The 11,869-nt window shown below is 60.0% G+C and carries 13 protein-coding genes; 2 read left to right on the top strand and 11 right to left on the bottom strand.

Going from position 1 to position 11,869, the window contains the following annotated elements; translation table 11 throughout:
- Positions 1-159 precede the first annotated feature (159 nt).
- Both mutL and K3177_RS12205 read left to right on the top strand, forming a co-directional pair.
- A complete protein-coding gene (gene mutL / locus K3177_RS12210) occupies positions 160-1,962 on the top strand; it encodes a DNA mismatch repair endonuclease MutL (RefSeq protein ID WP_221598465.1) in 1,803 nt (600 codons plus the stop codon).
- Complete coding sequence (locus K3177_RS12205) at positions 1,962-2,447, top strand: hypothetical protein (RefSeq protein WP_221598464.1); 486 nt, start codon at positions 1,962-1,964, stop codon at positions 2,445-2,447. Before mutL ends, K3177_RS12205 begins: the two co-directional genes overlap by 1 nt.
- Before the next feature lies 1 nt (position 2,448).
- On the opposite strand, the gene K3177_RS12200 is transcribed toward K3177_RS12205, so the two are convergent.
- The 11 genes from K3177_RS12200 to K3177_RS12150 form a co-directional block, all read right to left on the bottom strand.
- The gene (locus K3177_RS12200) at positions 2,449-2,907 is read right to left on the bottom strand and encodes a MaoC family dehydratase (RefSeq protein ID WP_221598463.1); all 459 of its coding nucleotides are present in this window, start codon (positions 2,905-2,907) and stop codon (positions 2,449-2,451) included.
- Positions 2,908-2,923: 16 nt separating this feature from the next.
- Entirely contained in the window at positions 2,924-3,664 is a 741-nt protein-coding gene (locus K3177_RS12195) for a MauE/DoxX family redox-associated membrane protein (protein ID WP_221598462.1), read from the bottom strand.
- Between the two features lie 36 nt (positions 3,665-3,700).
- Complete coding sequence (locus tag K3177_RS12190; protein ID WP_221598461.1) at positions 3,701-4,498, bottom strand: DUF1206 domain-containing protein; 798 nt, start codon at positions 4,496-4,498, stop codon at positions 3,701-3,703.
- A 66-nt stretch (positions 4,499-4,564) separates the two neighbouring features.
- Positions 4,565-5,827, bottom strand: coding sequence for an alkaline phosphatase family protein (locus K3177_RS12185; protein ID WP_221598460.1), 1,263 nt, complete (start codon positions 5,825-5,827; stop codon positions 4,565-4,567).
- An 8-nt stretch (positions 5,828-5,835) separates the two neighbouring features.
- A complete protein-coding gene (gene ychF / locus K3177_RS12180; RefSeq protein WP_103024958.1) occupies positions 5,836-6,936 on the bottom strand; it encodes a redox-regulated ATPase YchF in 1,101 nt (366 codons plus the stop codon).
- 64 nt (positions 6,937-7,000) lie between these two features.
- On the bottom strand, positions 7,001-7,996 hold the full coding sequence (locus tag K3177_RS12175; RefSeq protein WP_221598459.1) for an SDR family oxidoreductase: 996 nt from the start codon (positions 7,994-7,996) through the stop codon (positions 7,001-7,003).
- A gap of 136 nt (positions 7,997-8,132) precedes the next feature.
- The gene (locus K3177_RS12170) at positions 8,133-8,354 is read right to left on the bottom strand and encodes a PEP-CTERM sorting domain-containing protein (protein WP_196846194.1); all 222 of its coding nucleotides are present in this window, start codon (positions 8,352-8,354) and stop codon (positions 8,133-8,135) included.
- 114 nt (positions 8,355-8,468) lie between these two features.
- Positions 8,469-9,032: an aminoacyl-tRNA hydrolase gene (gene pth / locus K3177_RS12165; protein WP_221598458.1), complete on the bottom strand. Its 564-nt coding sequence runs from the start codon at positions 9,030-9,032 to the stop codon at positions 8,469-8,471.
- A 90-nt stretch (positions 9,033-9,122) separates the two neighbouring features.
- Entirely contained in the window at positions 9,123-9,806 is a 684-nt protein-coding gene (locus tag K3177_RS12160; protein ID WP_103024962.1) for a 50S ribosomal protein L25/general stress protein Ctc, read from the bottom strand.
- 125 nt (positions 9,807-9,931) lie between these two features.
- Positions 9,932-10,819: a TraB/GumN family protein gene (locus tag K3177_RS12155; RefSeq protein WP_221598457.1), complete on the bottom strand. Its 888-nt coding sequence runs from the start codon at positions 10,817-10,819 to the stop codon at positions 9,932-9,934.
- A 23-nt stretch (positions 10,820-10,842) separates the two neighbouring features.
- Positions 10,843-11,769, bottom strand: coding sequence for a TraB/GumN family protein (locus tag K3177_RS12150; RefSeq protein WP_221598456.1), 927 nt, complete (start codon positions 11,767-11,769; stop codon positions 10,843-10,845).
- Positions 11,770-11,869: the final 100 nt, after the last annotated feature.

The raw sequence follows: 11,869 nt of genomic DNA, 5'->3' as shown, positions 1-11,869 counted from the left end.
GAGGGGGATGCGGCCCACTCGCACCTCTCCGGGGGGATATGGTGGCCGTGCCTTAGCGAGATTAAGCAGGGAATGCCAAAAATTTCCGTGCATCTCATGGGGGATAGCGAAACGCACTGTCTCGGAATCGTGGCGCTTCATCGTTAGGATTGCCCATCAATGCCCGAAATACGCCGCCTGCCCGAGAATCTGGTCAACCGAATTGCCGCCGGTGAGGTGGTGGAGCGTCCGTCTTCCGCGCTCAAGGAGGTGGTCGAAAACGCCATCGATGCTGGCGCAAACCGGATAGCGATAAAGCTGGTCGACGGTGGGTTGACGAGTCTCGAAGTGACCGACGACGGGTGCGGCATGTCGCCCGAGGAAATGGCGCTGGCGTTAGAACGTCATGCCACGTCTAAACTGCCGAACGAAGCAATCGAACAGGTTGCAACGCTCGGCTTTCGCGGAGAAGCGCTGCCGAGCATCGCCAGTGTGGCGCGCTTTACGCTGGAAAGCCGGCCGCACGGGGCCGAGCAAGGCTGGAAACGGGTGGTGGACCACGGCGAAATTCGCGACGAGGGACCGGCTGCACTGCCACCGGGGACGCGCGTGCGAATCGAAAACCTGTTCGGGAAAATTCCCGCGCGGCGCAAATTTCTACGCACCCCGCGCAGCGAATACGCCGCATGCAAGGATGTGGTGCAGCGACTTGCCATGGCGCGGCCCGATATTGCGATCACGCTCGACCACGGCGATCGCCGCATTTACGGTTTGCAGGCCGGGGAAGGGCTGGCGAACCGCGTGGCACAGCTCGTAGCACGCGAACTCAAGGATAACGGCGTTGCCATCGATCTCGAACGTGGGGCGATGCGTCTGACCGGGATTGCAGGCCTGCCGACGTATAATCGCGGCATTGCCGATCATCAGTATCTCTTCGTCAATGGGCGGCCGGTAAAGGACCGCCTTCTCACCGGAGCAGTTCGGGGGGCTTATGCCGACATGCTCGCCCGGGATCGCCACGCTGTGCTGGCGCTGTTCCTCGAACTGCCCTGCGAAGACGTCGATGTGAATGTCCACCCGGCCAAATCGGAAGTACGCTTCCGTGATGCTCAGGGGGTCCGCGGATTTATCGTTTCCGGACTGCGGCAAGCACTGGCAACGGGCGACAAGCGCAGTGCACAATCGCCCGATGCCGGAGCGATGGCGCGCTGGCAGCAGGAACCGGTGCGCGAAGAACCGGCTGCGGCATTGCGGTCCATGTTCAGCGGTCGGGACTGGTCCGCTCCGCAGCAGCGCGTGGCGGAAGCTAGTGCCGCATGGCGCGATGTCGAGGCCGATGTCATGGCGCAGCCGCAGGGACGCGCCGAAGAAGCTGCGCCGGTAACACAAGCGACGGATGAATATCCGCTCGGCATAGCGCGCGGGCAAGTGGCGAACACCTACATCGTCGCAGAAGCGAAGGACGGTCTCGTACTGGTGGATCAGCACGCAGCGCACGAGCGTCTGGTGCTAGAGCGGCTGCGCGAGGCGGGGGCTGAAGAGGCCGTGGCACGCAGCCAGGCCTTGCTTATTCCCGAAGTGGTCGAACTGGACGAAACGAGTTGCGACAGGCTGGAGGATGCAGCGCCGAAGCTGGCCGAACATGGTTTGGCTATCGAGAGGTTCGGCCCTTCCGCGATGCTTGTCCGCAGCCTGCCGCATGCCATTGCACGGACCGATCCGGAAAAGCTCTTGCGTGATATCGATGATGATCTCGCGTTGAACGGGGAGGCATTGCTTCTGGGCGAAAAGCTCGATCTCGTGCTTGCCACCATGGCGTGCCATGGGTCGGTAAGGGCTGGGCGCGTCCTGCGTGTCGATGAAATGAATTCGCTACTGCGCGAGATGGAGCGGACACCGCGGTCCGGGCAGTGCAATCATGGCCGTCCGACCTGGGTCAAACTCTCGATGGAAGACGTCGAAAAACTGTTCGGAAGGCACTGATGCGCGTTTCAATTGTCCTGCTCGCCGTGACGCTGATGGCGTGTTCGAATGAACCGAACGAAGAAGAACGCGCTGCCGCGGTTGCTGAGGTGGAGGCTAACCGCATCCCTCCGCCCGAGGAACTTCAGCTCGAACCAATCCGCTACCGCGAGATCGAGAAGAACGAATTATACGGAACAGGCTGCAGTTTTGCACCGGACGGTGGGGGCATGTCTGCGGTCGCCCTGGCGATGGCCGAAACCGGTCATTTTCTGCGCGGCGATAAACTGATCACGCTTGCAGCCGACAAGGGCAGTTCAGAATTGCCCTATCTCGCGCGCCGCAAATATGACGGGGCGGCTTATTCGATGACCCTGGATCTCGATGAGGCCGAGGGCGAACAGTCCGGCGAAGAGACAAGCGACTATCCGGCCACCCTGACGATCCGGGATGCAAGCGAACAGGTCGTGTATCGCAAGAGCGGGATTGCCCAATGCGGCGCGTAGCCTAGTCGTTCCCTTCCGGGTCGCGCGTGCTGATCAAACCATTGGACACCATTTCCAGAACCGGCTCGTCGTTCTGATTGAACACGGTCAGCGAGCTTTTGAAGATTCCCATCTCCGGGCGCGATCCACTGCGGCGCTTTTCTATGACGACACTTTCACAGCGCAATGTGTCACCGGGAAAAACGGGTTTCTTCCAGCGCAGCTGATCTATGCCGGGCGAGCCGAGTCCTGCCTGGCGGTTGGCCTTCAGGTTCTCGACCAGCATGGCCATCGTCATTGCACAGGTATGCCAGCCACTGGCAGACAATCTACCGAAATGCGTCGCAGCAGCAGCCTCGTCGTCCAGATGGAAAGGTTGCGGATCGTATTTCGAAGCGAATTCGATCACTTCTTCACGCGTTACTTCGTAGCGCCCGAAAGCCTGCTTTTGCCCGACGGCTAGATCTTCGTAAAACTGCATTGCATATTGCAATGGATCACAAAGTCGGACGAAGCAACATCCAAATCGCCATGCCGATCATGGCGAGATTTTCGCTCAGGGAAACGAAACCCAGCGGCACGTTCGCACTGCCGCCGACACAGGCACATTTGATGCTGCGCTTCTGGATGTAAACCGCATAGAAAACGCTGATCGCGCCTACTGTCCCGATGAACAAGGCAACGGGTATGGATAGCCAAGGCAAAAGACGGCCCGCCATCAGGATGGCTGCGGTCGCTTCCAGGTAGGGGTAGGCATAGGCGTAGGGCACCCATTTTCGCCCAAGAAGATCATAACCGACGAACATGGTGGAAAACTGTTCGACATCCTGCAGTTTCAGCATGGCGAGCATCGCCATCGAAAAGGCGACAAACCATTCGGCAGTGCGAATGGTGAAGGGCAGCTGAAAAACGAACAGGCTCAGAGCAATCGCCAATGCAGCGCCGACTGCGAATACGGCGATGACAGGCCGATAGCTTGTCCCCTCCGCATCGCCGCTATCGTGACCGAAATGCTCTCGGAGCTCGGTGTAGCCACCAATCCGCTTGCCATCGATAAAGGTCTGCGGGGTGGTTTCTACCCCGTGTTCTGCCTTGAAGGCATCCGTTTCCTCACGGGTGGTCAGGTAACGATCATCGACCGAGAAACCTTCCCGTTCAAGGAGCCACTTCGATTTCACACCGAATGGACAGACATGCTTGTCCATCACCATTCGATACAGGGTCGCGGTTCTCGACATAATCAGAATGTATACCCCTAGGGGGTATTATTCAATTCATGAACGGAACTTGGGAACGCGCCCGTTCAAATTCATCTCGGGAATGGTCCGATACCTCGCGAGCACCAGACTGAATATCCCGAACGCCAAGACACCTATCGCGACAAGGGTGAAGGCAATCCCTTCGCCGGCAAGGGCTGCGACCGCGTCGCCCAGCGTTTTAATCTGGCCTGCCCCGGCTGACATGAACCCGGCTTTAAACAACGACCACCCGATGACGAGGAACACGACAGCCCGTGCGACGTATCCGATGCCCCCGAGCAAGCGTGTTTGTGAAGGAGCAGCAGGACTGATCCGGTTCATGAAACTGCCGGTCACCGCCTTCTTCGCCTGAAAAAAAGCAGTCGCGAAAAATGCAATGCCTAGTAGGCCGAGCGCTGCCCCGCCGAATTGCATGGAAAGTATGCCCGAAGCTGCATCCTGCGCCCCGCCACCATTGTCGCTTCCGGTAGTCGCGAACTGGTAAGCGGAGAAGGCCAGGGCGAGGTGACCGATGGCACTACCGGCATGGCCGATACGATGCGCCCATCCCGTGGTGTCGCTGCCTTGGTTTTCGATATCGAAGAAGGTCGAGGCGAAGCGAAACAGGGCATAGGCCAACAGGCCGACCACCATCAACCACAGGATGGCATGCCCCAACGGAAACTCTTCGATAGCGTCGAAGATGCCATTCGTACCCTGACTGATCCGACCGGCACTGGTCAGGGCGATCAGGCCGAGAACGCAATAGAGGATGGCACGACTGAAGTAGCCGACGCGCACCAATGTGCTGAATTTAGAAGACTTGCTACCCACGTTTCATCCCCACTACCTTTGCATGGCAACGGGGACATGAGACGCTCGTTCCGGATGGTGCGTAAATTAGGGTACCAGCGCCCCGGACACATCCGACAGTTTGCCGTCAGTTTTGGCTGCTTGAGGAAGGCCCAGTAGCTGGCGAAGCAACGGCGTCACAGCCGTATTCTGAAAAGGAGGGAGCGTGGTGCCGTGCCGAAAGGCTGGACCATTAACGATGAATAGCGACGTCATCTCCGGCGAATAGGGATCGAAACCGTGATTGCCGCCGTGCCAGCTACCTTCCGGCGCCGTCGGAGTGATGGTCCAACCTGTATCCGGCAAACAGAAATAGGGCGGGATACGTCGGTGGGTGCCATACTGGAAGCGAGCGGGCATATCCCCCTTGCGCCAGCATTCCATATGCTCGTGCTCACGCAAGAGTGCAGCTTCCAGCGCAGCCGTGTTGCCTTCCGTCGGCTCGAACGTGGCATAGGCGCCGCCTTCTACGAGGCGATAGAGCGACGGATCGACGATATCGGCCAGCACGACCACTTTGTCCGACCCTGTTGCGGCCATGCCGTGATCGGACACGATGACCAGATTGGCTGGTTGCCCCAGGGTTTGAAGGCCCGAAACTAGATTTGCGATGTGCTGATCCACGTCTGCGAGTGCGCGGTTCACCTCTTCGCTTTCGGGACCGCCATCATGGCCCGCGCTATCGACGGTGTCGAAATACAGGGTCACGAATTCGGGACGAATGTCGGCAGGACGCCGCAACCAGTCGAGCACCGCATTGACCCGTTGGGTATTCGAAACCTGCATGCTGAAAGCCTGCCAGTCGCTCGCCATCTCGCCATCCGTGACGGGGCCGTAGCGAACCGCGGTGCCGCCCCAGGGGACCGCCGAGCCGGGCCAGAACATGGCAGCACTGCGGATCCCTGCCTCTTCCGCTTCCACCCAGATCGGCTTGGCCTCGCTCCACCAGTAAGGATCGACCGTTGCCATCGTAAAGATTTCACCGGGCCTGCTCTTATCCTCCATCTTGTTGGCGATAATGCCATGATGGTCGGGGACGAGACCCGTTACCAGCGTCCAGTGGTTGGGAAATGTCTTGCTGGGAAAGGACGGTCGCATCGGCGCAGTGACGCCATCCGCCGTCAGACGGGAAAGGGTGGGTGTCAAGCCGCGATCCAGATAGCTGGGGTGAAATCCATCTATCGCGATGAGAATGGTGACCGGATCACGCTGTTCGATAGCCGCGCTTGCGACGGGCTCGCCGGTATAGGTAGCGCAGCCGCTCGTAATTGCGGCAAGACCAAGGGCGAGGGCGGCAGCGATCCGGTTCATTGGTGTTCTCAGACGTTGAATTTGAAAAGCATGACATCGCCGTCCTGCACGAGGTATTCCTTGCCCTCCTGCCGCAGCTTGCCCGCTTCGCGCGCACCGCTTTCGCCACCGAGAGCGACGTAGTCATCGTACGCAATTGTTTCAGCACGAATAAAGCCGCGCTCGAAATCGGTATGGATTTCACCGGCCGCCTGCGGAGCCTTGGCGCCGGCCGGGAATGTCCATGCGCGTGATTCCTTCGGGCCGGCTGTAAAGAAGGTCTGCAGGCCGAGCAGCTTGTACCCTGCCTTGATCACACGGCTGAGACCCGATTCCACGAGTCCGAGTTCGGCGAGATATTCTGCGCGGTCCTCTTCCGGCATGCCGACCAGTTCGCTTTCGATGGCTGCTGATACCACGACGGCTTCAGCGCCTTCGGCAGCGGCTTTGGCGAACACCTGTTCCGAAAGCGCGTTTCCTTTCGCAGCATCTTCTTCCGCGACGTTGCACACGTAGAGGACGGGCTTGGCAGTCAACAATTGAGCCTGACGGAAAACCCGCGCCTCTTCCTCATCCTTCGGTTCGGTGAGGCGGGCTGGTTTGCCATCTTTCAGCAGTTCCAGCGCCTGGCCCAGCACGCTGGCCATCAGCTTGGCTTCCTTGTCGCCGCCAGTGGCACGCTTGGCCGCTGCCGGCACGCGCTTCTCCAAGCTCTCCAGATCAGCGAGCAGCAATTCAGTCTCGACCACCTCGGCATCTGCGAGGGGGTCCACCTTGTTGGCTACATGCTGGATGTCGTCATCCTCGAAGCAGCGCAGCACGTGAACGATCGCATCTACTTCACGAATATTGCCGAGGAACTGGTTGCCCAGACCTTCACCCTTGCTCGCGCCTTTCACCAGACCGGCGATGTCGACGAAGGCCAGCTGGGTTGGAATAGTCTTGGCCGATTTGGCTATCCCGGCGATTTTCTCGAGCCGCTCATCAGGGACAGACACCTGGCCGACATTCGGTTCGATCGTGCAAAACGGATAGTTCGCAGCTTGCGCAGCCTGCGTCTCGGTCAGTGCATTGAACAGGGTGGACTTGCCGACATTCGGCAGGCCGACGATCCCGCAGCGGAAACCCATCAGAAACTCCGGATATAGTGTGTGGCGCGCGCCTTAGCCGCACCCCACACGAATTGCCATAGCGTCAGACGTTGTGGACGGTCTTGATCAGCGAGCCGTAGCCGCTTTCCCCCAACCACCCGACCTGGGTCTCGGCGCAAACCTCGTTGATCGCGACTTGCGGAATGCTTCCCGCACTGACTGGCAGGCGCACGGGGCGAGTGCCTGGCGCCATGGCAAGCACCCTGGCCATGGCGCGTGGGACGTCCATTGGATCTGCTTGGCGTCCCGATCCGTCCTCAGTTCCCATGGTCGCGACGATTTGCGGGTAGCCATCGAGATGAATTTGAGACGCGCGATTCTTGAGGTCCTGCGAATATCGATTTCGGTTGACCCAAACCTTTGTCGGATAGCCGCCCGGCTCGATTATCGTGACGCCGATATTATGCGGTACCAGTTCGTAGGCTAGCTGCTCGAACATGGCTTCGACCGCGAACTTCGTTGCGGAATAGTGCCCGGAATAGGGGACCATTACCCGGCCGAGCTGGCTTGAAACAGCAAAGATATGACCCTGTTTGCGCGCACGCATTCCGGGTAGGACAGCGCGGACAAGCCGGTGATAACCAAGCACATTGGTATCGAAAGCGAGCTTGGTTGCCTCCATGTCCTGAACCTCGACAGGGCCCGTAATGCCGACACCGGCATTATTGACCAGAACGTCGATCCCGCGTCCAATTTCTCGCTCTGCTGTCGCAATCGCTTCCGCAACCTCATCGTCGAGCAGAACGTCGAGCCGCAATACCCGGATATCCAGACCTTCGTCGCGCGCCAATTGTTGCAATTCATCCGCTTCGGGCCGCGGCGTATTGCGCATGGTAGCGAAGACCGTGGCGCCAGCCCGGGCAAACAGCTCGCTCGCCCGTCGACCGAAGCCGGACGAGGTCCCGGTAATCAGGATTGCCTGCCCGGTCAGATCAGGAGGGGTGTCTAGCTTATCGTCCTGAGCGAGCGAGGCCGTAGCAGCGAGCGCGCCCGTTGCCGCGGCGCCCGCGAGCAAGGTCCGGCGAGTAAGATCGGTCATGACTGGTCTCCTTCACAGGCATGATGCCGCGGCACCGCTCAATTGGCCAGCGCGTCGTCAGGATCGTGAAAAAGTCTGAGCCGACCGGTCAGATAGCGGTTGCCTTGGCGGTCCCATAGCGGAACCGCCGAATGTCTCAGCGCTTTTCGTTGCGCTTTTTGCGGCGGTAGAGCGCGACGGCCGCGCCATAGCCTGCAACGCCGGTTCCCATCATCGCGAGCGCGCCGGGTTCTGGCACGGAAGTCCCACCGCTGCTGCTGCTGCCACCCGTATCGCTAGGCGGACGGGTCATGGCCGCTGCCGAGGTGGCCGAGGCAAGCAAGGTAGCGGAAAGGAGAGCCGTCTGAACTAAGCGCATGATGAAATCCCTGAACAATCTGGATAGGGGACTAGTGTTCGGAGGACGAAAATCGACTGCCGGCTTCAAGCTGTCTCTTGCCGGGACAGTTTATCGCAGTGCAGCGTAAGTTAGTCAGATCCGCAAGGCGAGATCGCTCATGAAGCGTGCGTCATCCCCTGCGGCGAGCCACTTGGCTTCGGCGGCGATCCCGGCAAGCATGTCGGTCAGCGGATCCATTTCAGCTTTCGCGTAATTGCCCAGAACGTGGCCGTGGACGCGCTCTTTGGTACCGGGATGACCGATGCCAATTCGTACCCGGCGGAAGTCGGGCCCCAGGTGCTGATTGATCGATTTGAGACCGTTATGGCCTGCCAGTCCGCCACCGACACGGACCTTTACCTTGAACGGTGCCAGATCGAGTTCATCGTGAAAGACTGTGAGTGCATCGGGCTCCAGCTTGTAAAACCGCAATGCCTCGCCTGCAGCACGGCCGCTCTCGTTCATGAAGGTGGCGGGCTTCAGAAGCAGAATCTTCTCGGACCCGATCCGCCCTTCCTGTACCCACCCGGAAAATTTCTTCTGAACGGGGCCGAAATCATACATGTCGGCGATCACGTCCACCGCCATGAAGCCGACATTGTGCCGGTTCATCGCATATTGCGGTCCGGGATTTCCTAGGCCTGTCCAGATTTGCATGCGGCTCCTCTAGCTTCGCTCACCTCAAAAGCAAAACGCCGGCCCCTTGCGGGACCGGCGCTTCGTGAAACCCCGGTAAGGGCGGAAGGATTAGTCCTCGCCGCCTTCTTCCTCGGTATTCTCTTCGTCGCCTTCGCCAGCATCCTGCTCGGTTGCAGGAACATCGGCTGCGTCGGCGCTGGTCGTATCGCCTTCGGACTTCTTGAGAGCCGAAGGAGCAACGAGCGTAGCGATGGTGAAGTCGCGATCCGTGATCGCGCTTTCGCTGCCTGCCGGCAGTGCGACTTCGCTGATGTGGATCGAATCGCCGACTTCCTTGCCGGTGACGTCGATTTCGATTTCGCTCGGGATCTTGTCGGCATCGCAGACAAGTTCAAGCTCGTGGCGGACGATGTTGAGCACGCCGCCCTTCTTGAGGCCCGGCGAGGCTTCTTCATGCGTGAAGACAACCGGAACCTGGACTTCGACCTTGGCACCCTTCGAGAGGCGCAGGAAGTCGGCATGTTCCGGACGGTCTGTGACCGGGTGAAGCGCTACGTCCTTGGGAAGTGTGCGGAATTTCTTGCCGCCCAGTTCGATTTCGACGATCGAATTCATGAAGTGGCCGCTGTCGAGCTGCTTGATCAGCTCCTTGGCTTCAACATGGATCAGGGTGGGTTCTTCCTTGCCGCCGTAAATCACGGCGGGGACGCGGCCATCGCGGCGCAGTTGACGGGAGGCTCCCTTGCCAGCCCGTTCGCGCGCCTCGGCCGGCAGGGTCAGAGCGTCGCTCATGTCACATACCTTTCGAATGCATATTGGTTGCTCGGTCCACCACACCTCCAGGGATGACCATGGTGCCGAAGGGCGCGCCGATAGCACGAAGCGGGGGAAAGGCAAGCCTTAACCGGCCTGTCCGGCTATTCGATTCGCCTGACGGTATAGCCGCGTTCCTGCAATATTGCCGGTAGGCCGCCTTCCCCCAGAAGGTGCCCGGCGCCGACCGCAATCAGCGGCTTATCCTCAGCAGACAGCAAATTCTCGATCTGTGCCGCCCAGCTCGCATTACGGTCGTGCAGCAGGGCTTTCTCGAGTTCGGGATCAGCCAGAACCCCGCGTCGCGTCAGTTGCGTTAGCTGGTCTAGATCGCCGGCAAGCCAGGCTTCGGCCAGAGCCCCCCGGCCATCGCCATACTCGCTCGATTCCTCAAGCACGGCATTCAGCAGGTCGCGCTGCTCGGATTCGGGAAGCCTGTCGAAGATTGCCAGCTGTTTTCGCGCCCCCTCCAATTCCACGATTTCGCGCCCGTCAAAGGCGGTCAGTAGCGCGCGATCGGCACCATTCTGCGACTTATTGGACTGCGCCACCTGAGACAGTGCCAGAGCGGCCGCCCAACTTTCCATCGAATCGAAATGGTTGCGCCGGACTTTTGCCTTCGCCAGCAGCGTTTCGAACTCGTCCCGAAATTGCGGGTCGATGCGATTTTCCAAAGGGCCGGTGGGCTGATCGAACGCCATCTCGCCGAACAGCCGGGACAGTTCCGCACCGTCTTCCAGATTGGCGACCTCGACCACCAGCGTATCGGCGTTGTCGATAACCTCGGCCAGTCTGGGCGAACGCCATTTGGTGCCGTCGGGAAGGGCGTGAATGGTCCCGAACATCCAGCCTTCCACCGAGCCGGAGCCATTCACGATTTCCCACAGGGCCGGGTGCGGTCCCTCCGCTTTGCCGATATCCGGTTGCGAACCGCATGCCGCGATCAGCACGGACAGCGCGAGGCAGATGGTCGTCAGGAAGCCGCGTTTCACAAAAAACCCGCTAAGCTCGAACGTTACTGTACGCGATCAACGGTCAGACCGCGCTGTGTCAGGAAATCCTGCACGCTTTTCTGACCTGCAAGATGCCCCGCGCCAACTGCGATGAACACGGTACCAGGGCGCTCGAGGCGGGTATTGATCCACTCGGCCCAGTTTTCGTTGCGTTTGTAGAGCAGGGCATCCGCCAGCGCCGGATCGGTCAGGCCTTCGTTCATTAGCTCGGCCAGCCCGTCCGCATCGCCGGCCAGCCATTCGGCGACCATGCTGTCCATCATGGGCACGATGCGATCGATATTTTCTGCCGACACCATGAGGAAGGCGGTCTGGGATTCCTTGGGCAGGGAATCGAACAAGCCGATCTGCCATTCCATGGTTTCCAGCGCTCCGCGGGCGGCCGAAGCTGGGGCGAGCTGCTCCAGCTTGGCTTCCACGCCGCTTTCGGCACTGTACCCCGCCTTTATCAACGGCAGCACCGACAGCGTCATTCCGGCAAACCACGGTTCGAAACGGTCAAACGCTGCGGGCGGCATCTCCAGCTTGGTCAGCGCCGCTTCGTATGTGGTGCGGTCGCTATCGCTGAGCATTTCGCGCAGCGACTGATCTGCCGGCAGGATCGCCTTGGACATCACCATCTGCTGCGATGCCGGGTCCTGCGTTTCGGAGCTCGGAATCTCGGTTACGAGTTCCTGCGTTTCCGCAAGCGCGCTTTCGATCGGTCCCTGATACCAGTCGACGCTATCGGGCAGGGCGTGAACCGTGCCGAACAGATAGATCGTCGTATCCTCATCCGCCACCTTCCACAGGCCCGGGCCATCGCCTGTCCGCCCATCCGCCACGGGCGCGGTGGCAACATTTTCCTGCGAATGGGCGGCACACCCCTGCAGCAGAAGTGCAAGCGACAGAAGGCAGCCCGACAGCGGGCCCGAAGTAAGGCGTTTCATATTATGTGATTCCCTGTTGATTGACACAGGGATAGCGGGCGGCACGGCCTCTTGCAAAGCAACCCGCACGCGAAAGGCACCGAAGGCACGACGCTGTGGC

Source organism: Qipengyuania pacifica, assembly GCF_019711555.1.
Classification (GTDB): Bacteria; Pseudomonadota; Alphaproteobacteria; order Sphingomonadales; family Sphingomonadaceae; genus Qipengyuania; species Qipengyuania pacifica.
Note: the sequence above shows the minus strand (reverse complement) of the source record. Positions and strands in the feature narration are given on the sequence as shown.

Coding starts and splice junctions, on each gene's coding strand:
- ychF (WP_103024958.1), bottom strand. CDS start 6,936: ATGGGTTTCCGCTGCGGGATCGTCGGCCTGCCGAATGTCGGCAAGTCC.
- K3177_RS12185 (WP_221598460.1), bottom strand. CDS start 5,827: ATGAACCGGATCGCTGCCGCCCTCGCCCTTGGTCTTGCCGCAATTACG.
- K3177_RS12160 (WP_103024962.1), bottom strand. CDS start 9,806: ATGAGCGACGCTCTGACCCTGCCGGCCGAGGCGCGCGAACGGGCTGGC.
- K3177_RS12175 (WP_221598459.1), bottom strand. CDS start 7,996: ATGACCGATCTTACTCGCCGGACCTTGCTCGCGGGCGCCGCGGCAACG.
- K3177_RS12150 (WP_221598456.1), bottom strand. CDS start 11,769: ATGAAACGCCTTACTTCGGGCCCGCTGTCGGGCTGCCTTCTGTCGCTT.
- pth (WP_221598458.1), bottom strand. CDS start 9,032: ATGCAAATCTGGACAGGCCTAGGAAATCCCGGACCGCAATATGCGATG.
- mutL (WP_221598465.1), top strand. CDS start 160: ATGCCCGAAATACGCCGCCTGCCCGAGAATCTGGTCAACCGAATTGCC.
- K3177_RS12195 (WP_221598462.1), bottom strand. CDS start 3,664: ATGTCGAGAACCGCGACCCTGTATCGAATGGTGATGGACAAGCATGTC.
- K3177_RS12200 (WP_221598463.1), bottom strand. CDS start 2,907: ATGCAGTTTTACGAAGATCTAGCCGTCGGGCAAAAGCAGGCTTTCGGG.
- K3177_RS12170 (WP_196846194.1), bottom strand. CDS start 8,354: ATGCGCTTAGTTCAGACGGCTCTCCTTTCCGCTACCTTGCTTGCCTCG.
- K3177_RS12205 (WP_221598464.1), top strand. CDS start 1,962: ATGCGCGTTTCAATTGTCCTGCTCGCCGTGACGCTGATGGCGTGTTCG.